The organism is Corynebacterium auris (assembly GCF_030408575.1).
Taxonomy (GTDB): Bacteria; Actinomycetota; Actinomycetes; order Mycobacteriales; family Mycobacteriaceae; genus Corynebacterium; species Corynebacterium auris.
Genome location: NZ_CP047047.1, coordinates 2,375,555 through 2,391,510, shown reverse-complemented (window position 1 = coordinate 2,391,510; position 15,956 = coordinate 2,375,555). Strand labels below are relative to the sequence as shown.

Sequence of the window (15,956 nt, the reverse complement as noted above, 5' to 3'; positions counted from 1 at the left end):
CGCGATGACGACCACGTACGCCCCTGCAGAGCTGCCGAACGCGCTGCCCGCCGCGCCCGCGCCCGAGAAGAACCCGCGGCTGACCACCCCATGGCGCGTCGTCGTCGCCGTGCTCACGGTCGCCGGGATCGTGGTCACCATGAACCAGGTCTACTTCTGGAACCTTCTGGGCCTGTCTATCCCCACCAACTCCTTCCTGTACCTGGTGCTGGCCGCCTTCGCGCCGATCGTCCTGATCGTCACCCCCCTGCGCCCCGGGGCAGAGGCCGCGCGCCGGGGCGTGCCGGTCTACGACATCCTCCTTATCGCCGTCTTCATGGCCAGCTCGATCTGGCTGGCGCTCAATGGCCCCGACATCTCGTATTTCGGCTGGTCCATGGTGCCCCCGCCGACGGCGCAGGTGATCAGCGTCCTCTACTGGGCGCTGGTCCTGGAAATCCTGCGCCGGGCGGCGGGGTGGATCGTGGCGCTGCTGGCGCTCGTGGTGTCGCTCTACCCGCTTATCGCCGGGGCGATTCCGGTGGGTTTTCTGCAGGGTATCCAGTACGACTTTCTCACGTTGGCGTCGATGCACGCCATGGGCGGCGAGTCCATCCTGGGCCTGCCGCTGCAGACGGCGGCGAACATCCTGGTGGGCTTCCTCCTTTTCGGCGTGGTGCTCCAGCACACGGGCGGGGCGAGCTTCTTCAACGACCTCGCTACCTCGCTGTTCGGCCACTTCCGCGGCGGCTCGGCGAAAGTCTCGGTGACCAGCTCCGCAGCGATGGGCATGATGTCGGGCTCGGCCGTGTCCAACGTGCTCACCACCGGGCCGATGACCATCCCGACGATGATCAAGGCGGGCTTCAGCCCGAAAACGGCCGGCGCTGTGGAGGCCACGGCCTCCTCGGGTGGCTCCATCACCCCGCCGATCATGGGCACCGCGGCCTTCCTCATGGTCTCCTTCGTGGGCGTGCCCTACACCGAGATCCTGGTCGCGGCCTCGATCCCCGCGTTCCTCTACTTCCTGGGCATCTACCTGCAGGTGGATGGCTACGCGGCGGCGCGCGGGCTGAAGGGCATCGACAAGCGGCAGTTGCCGCGCACGATCCCCACCGTCATCGACGGCTGGCCCTACATCCTCGCCCTGGCGGGGCTGACCCTCGCGCTGCTGTGGGCCCCGAGCGAGGCGCAGGTCCCCTTCTGGGTCGTCGGGCTGCTCATCCTCATCGCCTTCGTGAAGCCCGGCGTGAGGTTCGGCGCCGCGGAGTTTTTCGCCCTGCTCCTCGAGGCCGGCAAGACGATCGGGCAGATCATCGGCATCATCGCCGGCGTCGGCCTGATCCTCGGCGGGTTATCCGCCACCGGCGTCTCCCTGTCGCTCTCGCGCGACCTGGTGGCCATCGCCGGCGAGAACGTCCTGTTCATCCTGGTCGTCGGCGCGCTGGCCTGCTTCGTCCTCGGCATGGGGCTGACCATCTCTGCCGCCTACGTCTTCCTGGCCATCGTGATGGTGCCGGCGCTGACGGCGCTCGACGTCAACCCCATCGCCGCGCACCTCTTCGTCATCTACTGGGCCTCGGTCTCCTACATCACCCCGCCGGTGGGCCTGGCGGCGATCGCCGCCTCCGGTATCTCGGGCGCCAGCGCGATGGGCACGAGCATCGAGGCGATGAAGTTCGGCGCGGTGAAGTACATCGTGCCCTTTGCCTTCGTGCTCAACCCCGGGCTGGTGGCCCAGGCGCCGGGCCAGCAGATCGCGCTCGCCTTTGTCACCTCCATCGTCAGCGTGTTCGCCCTCGGCTCCTGCTTCACGGGCTACCTGCAGTTCGTGGAGGCCCGGCTGAACCTCCTTGCCCGGGCGCTGCTGCTGGTGGGAGGCCTTCTCGTGTTCCTGCCGCAGGTCGGGGTCTCCGCCGCGGGGCTCGCCGTGATTGCCCTGGGCGTCGCCTCGGGCGTCGTCAGTAAAAGGCGAAGTATAAGGCCCAGCCCGGGCCAATGACCTCCCTGACCTTCCCTCCGAAAAAAGAAAGACACTGCCATGACCAGAATCGTCCCCTCCATCGAGGAAGCCATCGCCGACATCCACGACGGAGCATCGCTCGCAGTCGGCGGCTTCGGCGCGGTGGGGAACCCATTTTTTCTTATCGACGCCCTCATCGAGCGCGGCACCCGCAACCTGACGGTGTACTCCAACAACCCCGGCACCCTGATCGGCGAGGAGCCGGTGGGGCTGGCCAAGCTCTTCAAGTCGGGCCAGGTGGCCACGTTCTGCGGCTCCTACATCGGCAGCAACGTCTACGTGCAGCGCGACTACCTGGAAGGGCGCCTTAACGTCGAGCTGGTGCCGCAGGGCACCCTGGCGGAGAAGCTGCGCGCCGGCGGGGCCGGGATCCCGGCCTTTTTCACCCCGGCCGGCTACGGTTCGGCGGTGTCCGAAGGCGGCCTGCCGGTGCGCTACGGCTCCGAGGGCGACGTCGCCGAGGCCTCGCAGCCGAAGGAGACGCGCGTGTTTAGCTTCGGCGGCGACGAGCGCGGCTACGTGCTCGAGGAATCCATCAAGGCCGATTTCGCGCTGGTGCGCGCGTGGCAAGCGGACGAGGACGGCAACCTGGTTTTCCGCAGCTCGGCGCGCAATTTCAACCCGGACTGCGCGATGAACGCCCGGGTGACCATCGTGGAGGTGGAAAAGCTGGTGCCCCGCGGGAGCCTGGACCCCGCGGGCGTGCACGTGCCCGGCATCTTCGTGGACCGGATCGTGCCGCTGACCTACGAGCAGGCGAGCTACCGGCCCGTCGAGGTGCCCACCCTGCGGCAGGACGAGCCGGCGGACGTTGAGCCCGGTGCGGAGCCGGCGGTGGGCTGGACCCGGGAGCAGATCGCGCAGCGCGGCGCGCGTGAGCTGCATTCCGGCGAGTACGTCAACCTCGGCATCGGCCTGCCCACGCTGGTGCCCAACTACATCGACGATTCGAAGGGGATCATCCTGCAAAGCGAGAACGGCATCCTCAAAACCGGGCCGTTCCCCCTGCTCTACGAGCTGGACCCGGACACCATCAACGCCGGCAAGCAGACGGTGACGGTGCGCCCCGGCGCCTCCTTCTTCAGCTCCTCGACGAGCTTCGCCATGATCCGCGGCGGCCACGTCGACTCGGTGCTGCTGGGGGCCTTCCAGGTCAGCGAGCACGGCGACATCGCCAACTGGGGGATCCCGGGCAAGAAGATCAAGGGCATCGGCGGGGCGATGGACCTCGTCGAGGGCGCCCGGCGGGTTATCGTGCTCATGGAGCACACCGCCCCCGACGGCAGCCCGCGCATCCTGCGCAGCTGCACCTTCCCGCTGACGGGCAAGGCGGTGGTGAAGACCATCATCACCAACCTCGGCGTCTTCCAAGTCGACGAGACGAACGGCCTGACGCTCACCGAGCTCGCGCCGGGCGTGGACGTTGACGCGGTGGCCGCGGCGACGGAAGCGTCCTTCGAGGTCGACCTGGCCGAGCACTGACACACAACCACGACAAGGAGAGACGACTATGACCGACGCAACCGACCTGATCAACTTCGATTCCCTGCTCACCCCGGAGGAGGTGCAGTGGCGCGACTCTGTGCGCGCGTTCGTGGAGGAGGAGATCAAGCCCCACGTGGGCCAGTGGTACGAGGACGCCTACGTGCCGCTCGAGCTGATCCCGCGCTTCGCGGAGAAGGGCATGATCGGCGCGCACCTGTCCGGCTATGGCTGCCCGGGCCGCACCGCCGTGGAGTACGGCCTGTCCATGCTGGAGGTCGAGGCGGCCGATTCGGGCCTGCGCACGATCTTCTCGGTGCTGGGCTCGCTGGCGATGACGTCGATTCACAAGCACGGCACCGAGGAGCAGAAAAGCGAGTACCTGCCCAAGATGGCCCGCGGGGAGCTCATCGGCGCCTTCGGCCTGACCGAGCCGACGGCGGGTTCGGATCCCGCCTCCATGATCACCCGCGCGACGTGGAAGGAGGGCGAGGGCTGGCTACTCAACGGGGAGAAGCGCTGGATCGGCCTGTCGCACTTGGCCGACATCACGGTGGTGTGGGCAAAGGTCTCCACCGCGGACCTCACCGCCGCCGGCCACGAGGCGCCGGAAGGCCGCGAGGAAACCGTCGCCGGCTTCCTCGTGCCCAAGGGCACCCCGGGCTTCGACCCCCAGCCGATCACGAAGAAGCTGTCCATGCGGGTGTCCACGCAGTCGCATATCACGCTTGACGACGCCCTGGTGCCCGCCTCCAACATCCTCTCCGCCCGCTTCGGCCTGAAGGCGCCCCTGATGTGCCTGAACGAGGCCCGCTACGGCATCGGCTGGGGCGTGCTCGGCGCGGCCCGCGACTCCCTAGAGCAGGCGCTGGCCTACGCGCTGGAGCGCACCCAGTTCGGCCGCCCCCTGGCCAGCTTCCAGCTGACGCAGAAGAAGCTCGTGGACCTGGCGGTGGGCCTGAACCAGGGCTACCTGCTGGCGCTGCACGTCGGCCGCCAGAAGGACGCCGGCACCCTCGACATCAGCCAGATCTCGGTGGCAAAGCTCCAGAACACGCGCGTCGCCATCGACATTTGCCGCGAGGCCCGCACGATCCTCGGCGGCAACGGCGTCACCCACGACTACTCGCCGATCCGCCACGCGGCGAACCTGGAGTCGGTGCGCACCTACGAGGGCACGGACGAGATGCACACCCTGATCCTGGGGCAGAAGATGACCGGGATCAACGCGTTCTCCTGATCGGGGGTTGAGGCGTGGGCAGGGTGCGCTACCTCTGCATCATGATCGGCGGCTTCCTCGGCCCCTTCGCCGGGCAGTCGCTGTCGGTGGTGCTGCCGGAGTTCGCGGCGGATTTTGGCATCTCCCTGCGCTTGGCGTCGCTGACGATGACGGCGTACATGCTGCCGTTCGCGTTCATGATGCTGGTGTCCACCTACTTGGTGCGCACCCTCTCCCCCACCCGCGTGGTGCGTGTCGCCTACGCCACCATCGCCTGCGCGTCGGTGGTGCTCGTGCTGTCGCCCGTGTGGTGGGCGTTTGTGGCGGCGTACATCGTCGCCGGGATCGCGAACGCGTTCACGGCGCCGCTGCTGCAGCTGATCCTGCGGCACATCACCGCGCCGGACGAACTGGGCAAGGCGATGGGCACCTACGCTGCGATGCAGGCCTTTGGGCTGTTCTCCGCCCCGCTGTTCGCGGGGGCGGCGGTGACGGTGGCGTCGTGGCGTTGGATGTACGTCGCTCTTTTCGCTTTCGCGGTGTTCATTGTTTGCGTCGGCCTGCCCGCGGTGCCGCCCTCCGGGGCGGTGTCGGAGGCGGTGCGGCTGCCGCCCGGCCCGGTGCTGCGCGCCATCTACACTCTGCTCGCCATCGGCGCCGGCGTGGTGGGCATGGGCTTTCTCATCTCCCTGCACGTCGAGGCGGTGTTCGACGTCCCGCCCCTTACCCGCGGCCTCATCGTCATGGCCGGCGGGCTCACCGCGTTCCTCTTCGCCCGCCCCGTCGGCGGGCTCGCCGACACGCGGGGGCCGCGCCCGCTCATCGTCGGCTCCCTGCTCGTCGGTGCGTGCGCCATGGTGGGCGTCGGGGTCGCGCCATCGATGGTGGCCATCACGCTGCTGTGGGGCGTGGCGGTGCTCGCCGCGCAGGGGGTGCAGGTGGGTGTGAATATGCTCATTTTGGCGTCGCCACGCGGGGCCCAGATCCTGTCGACGATCCAGGCCTTCCGCTTCTTCGGCAACGCCCTGACGCCGATCCTGATCCTGCCTCTGTACGGCGTGGCTCCGCTGCTCGGCTTCGGGGCGGCGGTGGCGTTCCTCCTCGTCGCGGCGGGGCTGAACGCGGAAGCGCTGCGAAAATGACGCGGCGCGGACGTTGCCGTTCTAGGTCAGAGCTCGCGCAGGAGGGCGCGCACGCGGGCGTCGATGTCGTCGCGGATGAGGCGCATGCGTTCCATCCCCTCGATGCCGCGCTCGGAGGGTTCGTCGGTGCGCCAGCGCTCGAGCGTGCCCCGCGCGCCGGGCGGGAGGGTGACCTCGGCGTCGGCGCCGAGCACGACCACGCGGTCGACGGAGGCGAGCAGGTCGGGGTCGATGCCCTTCGGGCGGCCCCCGGACATGTCGGCGCCCGCCTCGGCGATCGCCGCGACGGATTCCGGGTTGAGGCCCGACCCGGGGGCGGTGCCCGCCGAGTAGACGGCGACGGCGTCGCCCGCGTGGTGGGCGGCCAGTGCCGCCGCCATCTGGGATTTTCCGCCGTTGCCGACGCAGATGAACAGAACTGAGGGGGCCATGAGTGTTCCTTTCGGGTGCTTAGTTGTGGACCGCGTGCGCGCGGGGTGAGGCGTCCCAGCGGGGCCGCAGCCACAGCATGACGTAGACGAGGCCGACGAGCACGGGGATTTCGATGATCGGGCCGACCGTCCCGGCGAGCGCTTCGCCGGAGGTGGCGCCGAAGGTGCCGATGGACACCGCGATCGCGAGCTCGAAGTTGTTGCCCGCGGCGGTGAACGAGACGGCCGCCGTGCGCTCGTAGGTGAAGTTGGCCACCCTGCACACGAGCAGAGAGAGGAAGAACATGCCGATGAAGTAGCACAGCAGCGGCAGCGCCGTCCGTGCGACTGCGCCGGGCTGGGTGGTGATCTGCTCGCCCTGCAGCGCGAACAGCAGCACGACGGTGTAGAGCAGGCCGATGAGAGCGAGGGGGGAGATCGCGGGCAGGAACGTGGATTCGTACCAGTCGCGCCCGCGCACGCGCTCCCCCACCACGCGCGAGAGTGCCCCCAGGGCGAGGGGGATGCCCAAGAACACGAGCACCGAGGTGACGATGGCGGTGAAGGAGAAGGCCGCGGTGGCCGTCGGCAAGCCGAGCCATGCGGGCAGCACCTGGAGGTAGAACCAGCCGAGCACGCCGAACATGAGGACCTGAAAGACGGCGTTGAGGGTGACCAGGACGGCGGTGGCCTCACGGTCGGCGCAGGCCATGTCGGTCCAGACGAGGACCATGGCGATGCAGCGCGCGAGGCCGACGATGATGAGGCCGGTGCGCAGCTCGGGCTGGTCTGGTAGGAAGAGCCAGGCGAGGGCGAACATGAAGGCGGGCCCGACGACCCAGTTGAGCACGAGGGAGACGCCCATGAGGCGGGCGTCGGTGGCGACCTCGCGGGTGGAGTCGTAGCGGACCTTCGCCAGCGGCGGGTACATCATCACGAGCAGGCCGATCGCGATGGGCACGGAGACGCCCCCGACGGTGAGGGAGTCGAGGAAGGGCGCGAGCCCGGGCACGGCGCGGCCGAGCAGCAGGCCGGCGGCCATGGCCAGCAGGATCCAGAGGGGAATGAAGCGGTCCAGGAGCGGCATGACCCTAAATATAGACCACGGTCGATATAATCGACGCATGCTTGTCGACGCCCCACCGTGCTGCCCCCTCACCACCGAGCCGCTCTCCCCCGCGGACGCCGACCGCCATGCCGCCGCGTTCAAGGTGCTGGGCGAGCCGGTGCGCCTGCGTATCATCTCCCTGCTCGCCGCCGAGGGCTGCCCGTCCACCACGGTCGGCGAGCTGGCGGAGGCGTTGGAGCTGAGCCAGCCGACGGTGTCGCACCACCTCAAGCGCCTCACGGAGGCCGGTTTTCTTGCCCGGCACCCGGAGGGCCGCCGCGTGGTGCACACGGTGCGCCCGGAGCTGTTTGCGGACTTGAAGACGGTGCTGTCCGTTGGCTGAGCACCACTCCGCGATCGTCGTCGGCGGCGGCCAGTCCGCCCTGGCCACCGCCTACTACCTGCGCAAGTACGGGGTGGACTTCCTCATCCTCGACGACCAAGACGGTCCCGGCGCCGCGTGGCGCCACGTGTGGCCCTCGATGACGCTGTTTTCCGCCAGCGAGTTCTCCAACCTGCCCGGCTGGCCCATGCCCCACTACCCCGGTTTCCCGCCCGCGCAGCACGTCGTGGAGTACCTGGCGGAGTACGAAAGGCGCTACGACCTGCCGGTGAAGCGCCCCGTGCACGTCGACCGGGTGGGCCACGACGGCGCGGTGTTTCGCCTGGACACCACCGCGGGCGCTTACACGGCGGACGCGCTCGTCGCCGCGACGGGCACGTGGTCGGCGCCCTTCGTGCCCTTCTACCCCGGCACCTTCGCCGGCGAGCAGTGGCACTCGGCGCACTACCCTGGCCCGGAGCCCTTCCGCGGCGCGCGCGTCGCAGTGGTGGGGGGCGGGAACTCGGGCGCGCAGATCGCCGCGGAGCTCACCGAGGTCGCCGACGTGACGTGGTACACGCGGAAGGAGCCGCGGTGGATGCCCGACGACGTCGACGGCCGCGTCCTGTTCCGCCGCAACCGCCAGCGCGTGCTGGCGATCCAGCGCGGCGAGCCCGACCCCGGCGCGGACTCGAACCTGGGCGACATCGTTGCCCTTCCGCAGGTCCGGGAGGCCCGCGACTCCGGCCGCCTCACCGCGACGCCAATGTTCGACTCGCTCCACGAGGTCGACGCCGATCACCTCATCTGGTGCACGGGCTTCCGCCCGGCGCTTGAGCCGGTGCGCTCGCTTCTCGACGCCCCCATTCCCCTCTTCCTCGTCGGCTACGGCGACTTGGTCGGCCCGGGTGCGGCGACGATCACCGGCGTGGCGCCCTTTGCCAAGCGCGCGGCCCAGGGCGTGGCCAATGTTTCACGTGAAACATCGCCGGAGTGAGGGCGCGGAGGGCCGACTACTGGGCCGGCACGCCCACGAGCGGGTCGCGGATCTCGATCCCGCGCTGCTTGTTGTAACACACCGTGGCCGCGCCGAGCTCCTCTGATCGCGCCGCCGTCGGGGACGAGCAACTCCACCCGTCGAACGACACCGAGATAGTGTTTCCCATACCTTCTTCGAACTTCCTCGCGTCGTAGCGGTCGAGGACGTCCATGGCTTCCGCGCACGTGATTTCGCCCGTGACGACGTCCGCCAGGCGGTGCCCCTCCATCGCGCCGCACATTATTGGGCCCTGAACGAGGACGTCCGTGCCGGTCTCGTACCCCATCCCCGGCTGCGCCAGGGCCTTCTCTGTCAGTTCCCGGGAGCTGAGCACTGGGCCCTCGGTCACGATGCGATGATCCGCCCCCGCGATCTCGAAGGCGGCGGACTCAGAGGTGCACACCAGCGACTCGTTGTCCGGCTTCGCGCACTGAACGCTGCCGAAATTCACCCATTGCCCCGGCTTGAGTTCGGCCGTGGCGGGTGGGATGCCTTCCGCGTTGGTGTACGCCACGCCGTCGGCCGAGATCTGAACGGCCCCGGGCCGGCGGCCGTCCACGTCGGGTACCGAGTTGTCGGGGGTGCCGAAGCACGTCACGACGCCGTAAAAAACGCATTGGCTCGCTGCGCCGCCGTTGACGAAGGAGAACATCTTAGAGCCGTCTGCGTCGAACAGTGTCGGGCTCACCTGCTGTAACTGCGTGACATCGACGGAGCGCACCGATGCGGCCGGCGCGGCGGAGGTGGAGTGAGGGGTGGGCGTGTGCGTCTCGACGGTCGGTTCAACCGTCGTTGTCTGCGTCACCGTCTGCGGCTGCGGAGGTTCCGTCGACGCCGCGCATGCGGAAAGGGTCAGCGCTGCGGCCGCCACGGCAGCGGGCAGAACGATCGTCCGGGCTGGGGTGTACATGATTGTGAGTATGCCAGGTGATATGGGGCTGAGGTGCGGGGTTGGGGATTGGTATCCGCGCGGGGCGGGGGCGCTGAGGATTGAAATAAAGGTTGCGGCGCCCACAAAACGGAAGATTACGTGGTCAATGCGCGAAACAACACAGGCACACGAGATGCACAGGAACCAAAGTAGGCCGTCGGCGAGATCTCCAGCTCGCCGAGGGTACCACGCTGCGCGGCCGCCCCCTCCACTTCGGCGCGCGCGGCGTTCGCGTGACCAGGAACACCACCCTCGAAGGCGTCGCTATCTAGATTCCCGACACCGAAACCGCCATCCTGATGGACACCGCCGTCGATGACTTCGGTACCCCGACTCTTCAGGACGTGGCCACCCGCGGCCAGGTCTCCCTGATCGCCGAGGACAAGGTGCGCGCCGGGCACGTGCAGGCCGAGAATGTACACATTCGAGGACGCCGGCGTGCGCGTGCGCTACCGCCGCCCCCACGGCTTAAGCGTCGACGCGCTGCAGAGTGGCTTCACCCTCAGGAACCGCCAGCCCGGCACCTCGGTGCGCCTGACGGCCGAGCTGCTCAACATCTCCGCGGGTCCGAGGACGAGCCGGTGCATGGCTCCGGCGTCTTCGTCGGCGGCTACGGCGACTGGGAGGGCCAGCGCGACGGCAGCACCATCGCCGTGACTTGGATGACCACCGGCGGGACCCACACCGACGGCGCCGCCGCCCTCACCTCCGGCGTCGTCTTCGTCATCACCGGTGCGGACGTGGAGACGGGGGAAAACCTCGGCGTCGTGACCACCTACGGCCAGAACGACATGGTGCTAGACAAATAGGGGCATCGCAGCGCTTCATATCAACCCGTCCGGACCTGAACCGTTTTGGTCGAAGTAATGAAGGAATTCCCGGCAAACTCTTGCGCATACATTCTCGAACCCCTAAAATTGTCTGTAGGAACAGATCCTCAGTAAGTGCCGCCACGTTAGCGGCATTGATTGCTCCATCAAGCTCTGTCTTCGGGCGGAGCTTGATCTATATCAAAGGGTTTAAGATGGGTGACTCCACTTCCACCATTAAGTACCGCGTGGGTTTCGACGTAGGCTCTCGCTCGCTTGGAATGGCGGCGATCGAAGTCGATGACCACGGGATGCCAGTCAAGATTCTTAACGCAATGTCACTCATTCACGATGGTGGCTTGGACCCAGACTCGAATAAGACCGCTCTGACGCGAAAAAAAGTCTCTGGGGTGGCTCGGCGCACTCGCAGAATGTACCGTCGGCGCAAGAAGCGACTTACCGCGGTAGATGACTTCTTACGTGCCCACGGGTTCCCGATCGAAGATCTCGGCGTGGCAGAGAGTGGACAGGCATGGAGAGCACGCGCGGAGTTGGCGACAGACTTTATTGAAGACGAAGCAGAGAGGCGCAGAAAATTCGCCATCGCGGTAAGGCACATCGCCCGACACCGTGGATGGCGGAACCCTTATACCCTAACAAAATCGCTCTACGTTCCCGCGCAGCCATCCTCGAATTTGTTGGAGATTAAAGAGCAGTTCAAGACGCTCCTACCCGAAACAAACGTCGCTGGCCTCACTGTTGCGCAGATGGTCGTGGCTCTACCCGACGGAACCAAGCGATTACGCGGCAAGAATGGCTTGTTCACTGCACGACTTCATCAGAAGGACGTTGCTACCGAGCTCATCGCGTTTTCGCTCGCACAAGGTATGGATCGCGGATTCATCAACGAGCTTATAGACCATGTTTTCTCAGCTCAGTCTCCGAAGGGTTCAGCCAAGGAACAGGTTGGGAAGGACGCATTAGATCCAAGTCAACCAAGGGCCTGGCGCGCGGTCAGGGAGTTCCAGGAATACAGAATCATCTCGCTACTTGCGAATGTGCGCATCCGAGATCACGGATGCGCGATTAAGAACTCAATCCGCCCCCTCTCGGTCGAAGAAAGACAGCGCGCATTTGATTTTCTTCGCACGCCATCTCCGCCTGCACGACCAACTTGGGTCGACGTCGCCGAGGTTCTAGGAATCGACAGGGGCCATCTGTTGGGGACCGCTACCAGTACTGACGACGGAGAGCGAGTTTCAGGGGCACCACCGATTAACGAGACTGAGCTCGCCATGGCCTCATCGACGATCAAAGAGATTCGAGAGTTTTGGAAGACCGCTAGTCAAGACTCGAAAGACGCGCTTGTTAGAGAGTTTTCAAATGTTGATGCGCCTGAAGATGACTCTCCTGCTGCTATTGAAGCAGCTAGTCGGTTACGCACACTTTCAGAAGAATCACTTGAAAAGCTCGAGTCTTTGCGACTGCCGGACGGGCGATCCGCCTACTCAGAGAAGACTCTGGCTAACCTGACTGAGCATATGCTCAACAACGTCGCAGACCTCAGCGACGCCCGAATGGCGGTGTTCGGTGTCGCCAAAGATTGGAAGCCAAAAGCGTCCCCAATTGCCGAGCCAACCGGAAACCCTGCTGTAGATCGCGTTCTCAAGGGGGTTAATCGCTGGCTCGAAATGTCCCTTTCGCGCTGGGGAGAGCCAGAGTCAATCAATATTGAGACACTTCGTGACGGGTTCAAGAGCGAAAAGACGGCACGTGAGATCGAGCGCGATCAAGATAAACGAGCACTCCGGAATCAGGAGTCCATGGAAAGGATGCGCTCAACTCTCGGTTTGGAGGGCAAGGTTCGTCGCTCTGAGCTCATGCGCTTTCAGTCAATTCAACGCCAGAATGGACAATGCGCCTACTGTGGTTCCCTGATTGACTTCAAGTCGGCAGAACTGGACCACATCGTGCCAAGGGCAGGAGTCGGGGCAACGAACGCTCGGTATAACCTACTCGCGGTTTGCGGTCGATGCAATCGTGAGAAGGGAAAGCTTCCTTTCGCGGTGTGGGCAAGGAGAACGTCCATCCCCGACGTCTCACTGGAAAAGGCTATCGAACGTGTAAACCAGTGGCCCCAGGATCCAGGATTGAAAGCATCGGACATGAAGCGGTTTCAGAAGGATGTGATTCTGCGCCTTAGACGTGAATCTGAAGACGAGGCCTTGGACGCGAGAAGCAAGGAAGCGGTGTCCTGGATGGCTGTCGAGCTTCATAATCGTATTCATGGTCGCTTTCCCGTACGGCACGAGGGTGGCGAAGTCAAGGTCCAGGTATTCCGCGGGGAGGTTACTGCAAGCGCGCGCAGGGCCGCGGGGATCGATAACTCTTTCCGTCTCATCGGAGGAAAGACCGGCAAGAACCGCCTCGATAGGCGCCATCATGCGATTGACGCTGCAGTAATCGCTCTCATGCAGGGGAAGGTTGCCCAGGTTCTAACCGAGCGCAATTCCCTGCGGGCGCAGCAGTTCATCGACCGCATCCCAGATCCGGCCTATGGTGCGTGGCAGGATTTTGAAGGCAGAACCGTTGCGGATATTAATGCCTATCGAGCATGGAAGCAAAGGATGAAGAGGCTTGTCCCGATGCTTCAAGCGGCGATTGACGAGGACAGCATTCCGGTTGTCGAGAACATCCGTTTGCGACTCGGCAATGGTCTCGCTCACGAGGAGACTATTCATCCACTGCAATCAATCAAGCTTGGGGATGAACTTCCGGTGAATCTTATCGATCGCGCGGCAACACCAGCTCTCTGGACCGCACTGACTCGTGAGCCAGACTTTGATTGGAAGACCGGTTTGCCCGCTGACCCAAAACGGCAGATTCGGGTGAATGGTTCGAGATTCACTGGTAATGACCCGATCGAGTTTTTCCCTGTATCAGCAGGGGCGATGAAAGTCCGTGGTGGTTACGTCGAATTGGGAAGCGCATTTCACCATGCAAGGCTCTACCGAATTAAGGGCAAGACAGACTCATTTGCGATGGTGAGGGTGTACACCGTGGATCTATTGCGGGCACGGCACGAGAATCTGTTCACGTATGAGCTTCATCCAAACACCATGTCCATGCGACAAACCGAACCAAAGCTAAGAAAGGCAATCCGGGACGGCAACGCCGAATATGTCACCTGGTTGGTTGTAGGGGATGAACTTTTCCTGGATGCTGCTGAAATCGCGACCGGCCAGGTGGCTACGTTTATCGAAGAGTTCGGCGAGGTTACGCGCTGGCGGGTCAGAGGATTCTTCAGTGATAGCAAACTGCGATTAAAACCTTCCCAGTTCTCTACTGAGTTTGGTGGTAACGAGGTATCGGGAGACTCGAGAAAGATAATTGACTCCCCGGGTTGGCGCCCTGCCGTTAACAGGGTGTTTGGTCCGGGAAATGGGGTCATTATTCGCAGAGACGCGCATGGACGGGTCAGGTTGGGCTCCGAGGCCGGTCTACCCAGGTCGGTGAAGGTGGCTGGTTAAATGTCCTGGCGTGTTCTGGATTTCTCCGCCTTCGAAGGGGAGCTTTGCTACAAGCGTGGTCACATTGTGGTCAGGGATTCCAAAGATAAAGAACACGCCATCAACCTGCGTGACGTTGCGATGATAACTCTAGGTGGCAAATCGAAGATTGCCACCGGGTTACTATTGAAGCTCAGCACGGAGGGAATTCCGGTATTGGTCGCGGACTGGAAATCAATCCCCGTCGGGGCACTGCAAAGCTGGAGCAACCACACTCGGGTAGGAGCCCGGCAAATTGCACAGGCAGAATTGAGTCTCCCCCGGCGAAAAAGTGCGTGGGCGGCACTGATTAGAGCGAAAATTCGCGGGCAGGCACGGGTACACGGGCTATTGGGAAATGGTCTTGTCGAGAAAAGGCTTCTGCAACTAGCCAAAGATGTGCGTTCGGGGGATCCGGATAACAAGGAGGGGCAAGCGGCTAGACTACATTGGCAGCATTTTGCTCCTCAAGGGGCGTTCACACGGCAAAGAAAATCCGGGGATAACCTCAATGCCTGTCTGAATTATGGCTACACGGTGCTGCGTGGCTTTTGTATTAGGTCCGTGTTTGAGGCCGGTTTATGGCCGGCAAATGGTGTCTTTCATCATGGAAGATCGAATGCTTTCAATTTGGTCGACGACTTGATTGAGCCTTTTCGTCCTGTGGTGGACTATGCTGTTGTCACGTTGCCTCTCGACGGCGAGGTGAATGATCCCGAGGTCAAAAAGGCGCTTGTGGCCTGTTCTCGCCAAGTTTTTCTCAAAGATGGCACAACGGTTTCAACCGCGTTGACTCGGCTAGCGCAGTCATTTGGCCTGTATGTCGAGGGAGATATTCCGCGGCTTTCGGTTCCTGAATGGAGCGGGACTGTTGAGCTCCAAGGCGGGTAAGAAAGATGGCATGTGGTGCCTAGTAATGTTCGATCTCCCTGTGAAGACCAAACCACAAAGAAAAAGCGCATCAGATTTTCGAAATTTCCTCTTGGACGAAGGTTTCAGCATGGTCCAATACAGCGTATACACTCGGTACATGCCGCTGGGGGTCAATCTGTCAAGATTGGCATCTACGATCAAGTCAAGATTGCCTCTCGATGGCGAAGTGCGCATCGTCCCCGTAACGGACAAGCAATGGGCAGAGGCGTTTAGATTCCGGAACGGGTCACGTCAGACCTCAGAAAAAACCCCGGACCAACTTCTAATTTTCTAACGAGGAAACCCCCTGACCGACCTGCTAGACGCGGGTTTTTCCGAGTCTAGGAAGTCTACCAGGGGGTTTGTGAACAGATCCCCAGCTAAGCGGGGTGTGGAAGTCGGCGAGCAGGAAGTCTACCAGGGGGTTTGTGAACAGATCCCCAGCACATCGCCATGCACGGCCAGGGTGGCGGGAAGTCTACCAGGGGGTTTGTGAACAGATCCCCAGCTCTCGGTCGCGCGAACGCCCGATGGTGAGAAGTCTACCAGGGGGTTTGTGAACAGATCCCCAGCTGGCTAGTGAGCGTTGAACGCGCCTGGTGAAGTCTACCAGGGGGTTTGTGAACAGATCCCCAGCGGGATGAGCGGGGTGTGATGTTTGCGGTGAAGTCTACCAGGGGGTTTGTGAACAGATCCCCAGCTCACCCCGGACGAATCAATCAAGGCGGGGAAGTCTACCAGGGGGTTTGTGAACAGATCCCCAGCGCGTCCTCGGGCCGGGGTTGACGGCCCAGAAGTCTACCAGGGGGTTTGTGAACAGATCCCCAGCTGCGAACCCAGCGCCGGTTCCCGTCTGGGAAGTCTACCAGGGGGTTTGTGAACAGATCCCCAGCCGTGACTGGGCTGGATTCATTCACCGCGGAAGTCTACCAGGGGGTTTGTGAACAGATCCCCAGCAGAATGAAACCAGCCCGGCAAGGAGGTGAGAAGTCTACCAGGGGGTTTGTGAACAGATCCCCAGCCATGGTCGCC

The 15,956-nt window shown here is 63.9% G+C and carries 14 protein-coding genes and 1 CRISPR repeat array (1 of these 15 cut by a window edge); of the genes, 10 read left to right on the top strand and 4 right to left on the bottom strand.

The features are described from left to right. The first annotated feature begins 4 nt into the window (after positions 1–4). The 4 genes from CAURIS_RS11285 to CAURIS_RS11270 are packed head-to-tail and all read left to right on the top strand — an operon-like array spanning position 5 to position 5,845. Positions 5–1,981, top strand: a complete 1,977-nt coding sequence (locus tag CAURIS_RS11285) for a TRAP transporter fused permease subunit (protein ID WP_290342161.1) — start codon at positions 5–7, stop codon at positions 1,979–1,981. A gap of 39 nt (positions 1,982–2,020) precedes the next feature. Next, complete coding sequence (locus CAURIS_RS11280; RefSeq protein ID WP_290342160.1) at positions 2,021–3,484, top strand: 3-oxoacid CoA-transferase; 1,464 nt, start codon at positions 2,021–2,023, stop codon at positions 3,482–3,484. Between the two features lie 28 nt (positions 3,485–3,512). After that, a complete protein-coding gene (locus tag CAURIS_RS11275) occupies positions 3,513–4,724 on the top strand; it encodes an acyl-CoA dehydrogenase family protein (protein WP_290342159.1) in 1,212 nt (403 codons plus the stop codon). Between the two features lie 14 nt (positions 4,725–4,738). Next, positions 4,739–5,845, top strand: coding sequence for an MFS transporter (locus tag CAURIS_RS11270; RefSeq protein ID WP_290342158.1), 1,107 nt, complete (start codon positions 4,739–4,741; stop codon positions 5,843–5,845). Between the two features lie 26 nt (positions 5,846–5,871). Here the strand turns inward: CAURIS_RS11270 and CAURIS_RS11265 are convergent, their stop codons facing one another. Together CAURIS_RS11265 and arsB are read right to left on the bottom strand one after the other, a co-directional pair. Beyond that, positions 5,872–6,276: an arsenate-mycothiol transferase ArsC gene (locus CAURIS_RS11265; protein WP_290342157.1), complete on the bottom strand. Its 405-nt coding sequence runs from the start codon at positions 6,274–6,276 to the stop codon at positions 5,872–5,874. A gap of 19 nt (positions 6,277–6,295) precedes the next feature. Next, a complete protein-coding gene (arsB, locus tag CAURIS_RS11260) occupies positions 6,296–7,342 on the bottom strand; it encodes an ACR3 family arsenite efflux transporter (RefSeq protein ID WP_290342156.1) in 1,047 nt (348 codons plus the stop codon). Positions 7,343–7,379: 37 nt separating this feature from the next. On the opposite strand from arsB, the gene CAURIS_RS11255 reads away from it, so the two are divergent. Both CAURIS_RS11255 and CAURIS_RS11250 read left to right on the top strand, forming a co-directional pair. Next, positions 7,380–7,706, top strand: a complete 327-nt coding sequence (locus CAURIS_RS11255; RefSeq protein ID WP_290342155.1) for an ArsR/SmtB family transcription factor — start codon at positions 7,380–7,382, stop codon at positions 7,704–7,706. Further along, complete coding sequence (locus CAURIS_RS11250) at positions 7,699–8,682, top strand: NAD(P)-binding domain-containing protein (RefSeq protein ID WP_290342154.1); 984 nt, start codon at positions 7,699–7,701, stop codon at positions 8,680–8,682. Before CAURIS_RS11255 ends, CAURIS_RS11250 begins: the two co-directional genes overlap by 8 nt. Positions 8,683–8,698: 16 nt before the next feature. Here the strand turns inward: CAURIS_RS11250 and CAURIS_RS11245 are convergent, their stop codons facing one another. Then, positions 8,699–9,634 carry a hypothetical protein gene (locus CAURIS_RS11245; RefSeq protein WP_290342153.1) on the bottom strand — a complete coding sequence of 312 codons (936 nt, stop codon included), beginning with the start codon at positions 9,632–9,634 and terminating at the stop codon, positions 8,699–8,701. A 116-nt stretch (positions 9,635–9,750) separates the two neighbouring features. Then, on the bottom strand, positions 9,751–10,077 hold the full coding sequence (locus CAURIS_RS11240) for a hypothetical protein (protein ID WP_290342152.1): 327 nt from the start codon (positions 10,075–10,077) through the stop codon (positions 9,751–9,753). A gap of 159 nt (positions 10,078–10,236) precedes the next feature. Between CAURIS_RS11240 and CAURIS_RS11235 the strand changes: the two genes are divergently transcribed. The 4 genes from CAURIS_RS11235 (at position 10,237) to cas2 (ending at position 15,219) form a co-directional block, all read left to right on the top strand. Beyond that, complete coding sequence (locus tag CAURIS_RS11235; RefSeq protein ID WP_290342151.1) at positions 10,237–10,464, top strand: hypothetical protein; 228 nt, start codon at positions 10,237–10,239, stop codon at positions 10,462–10,464. A gap of 191 nt (positions 10,465–10,655) precedes the next feature. Continuing rightward, positions 10,656–13,994: a type II CRISPR RNA-guided endonuclease Cas9 gene (cas9, locus tag CAURIS_RS11230; protein ID WP_290342150.1), complete on the top strand. Its 3,339-nt coding sequence runs from the start codon at positions 10,656–10,658 to the stop codon at positions 13,992–13,994. Then, positions 13,995–14,903: a type II CRISPR-associated endonuclease Cas1 gene (gene cas1, locus CAURIS_RS11225; protein WP_290342149.1), complete on the top strand. Its 909-nt coding sequence runs from the start codon at positions 13,995–13,997 to the stop codon at positions 14,901–14,903. After that, positions 14,833–15,219: a CRISPR-associated endonuclease Cas2 gene (gene cas2, locus CAURIS_RS11220; RefSeq protein WP_353959239.1), complete on the top strand. Its 387-nt coding sequence runs from the start codon at positions 14,833–14,835 to the stop codon at positions 15,217–15,219. The genes cas1 and cas2 overlap by 71 nt, the downstream gene beginning before the upstream one ends. 50 nt (positions 15,220–15,269) lie before the next feature. Continuing rightward, a CRISPR array of direct repeats spans positions 15,270–15,956; the repeat unit is 36 nt; unit sequence GAAGTCTACCAGGGGGTTTGTGAACAGATCCCCAGC; it runs 246 nt beyond the window's last position.

Excerpts from the sequence above, each read along its gene's own strand:
- CAURIS_RS11265 (WP_290342157.1), bottom strand. The coding sequence starts at position 6,276 with ATGGCCCCCTCAGTTCTGTTCATCTGCGTCGGCAACGGCGGAAAATCC.
- cas1 (WP_290342149.1), top strand. The coding sequence starts at position 13,995 with ATGTCCTGGCGTGTTCTGGATTTCTCCGCCTTCGAAGGGGAGCTTTGC.
- CAURIS_RS11245 (WP_290342153.1), bottom strand. The coding sequence starts at position 9,634 with ATGTACACCCCAGCCCGGACGATCGTTCTGCCCGCTGCCGTGGCGGCC.
- arsB (WP_290342156.1), bottom strand. The coding sequence starts at position 7,342 with ATGCCGCTCCTGGACCGCTTCATTCCCCTCTGGATCCTGCTGGCCATG.
- CAURIS_RS11275 (WP_290342159.1), top strand. The coding sequence starts at position 3,513 with ATGACCGACGCAACCGACCTGATCAACTTCGATTCCCTGCTCACCCCG.
- cas2 (WP_353959239.1), top strand. The coding sequence starts at position 14,833 with ATGTCGAGGGAGATATTCCGCGGCTTTCGGTTCCTGAATGGAGCGGGA.
- CAURIS_RS11280 (WP_290342160.1), top strand. The coding sequence starts at position 2,021 with ATGACCAGAATCGTCCCCTCCATCGAGGAAGCCATCGCCGACATCCAC.
- CAURIS_RS11285 (WP_290342161.1), top strand. The coding sequence starts at position 5 with ATGACGACCACGTACGCCCCTGCAGAGCTGCCGAACGCGCTGCCCGCC.
- CAURIS_RS11255 (WP_290342155.1), top strand. The coding sequence starts at position 7,380 with ATGCTTGTCGACGCCCCACCGTGCTGCCCCCTCACCACCGAGCCGCTC.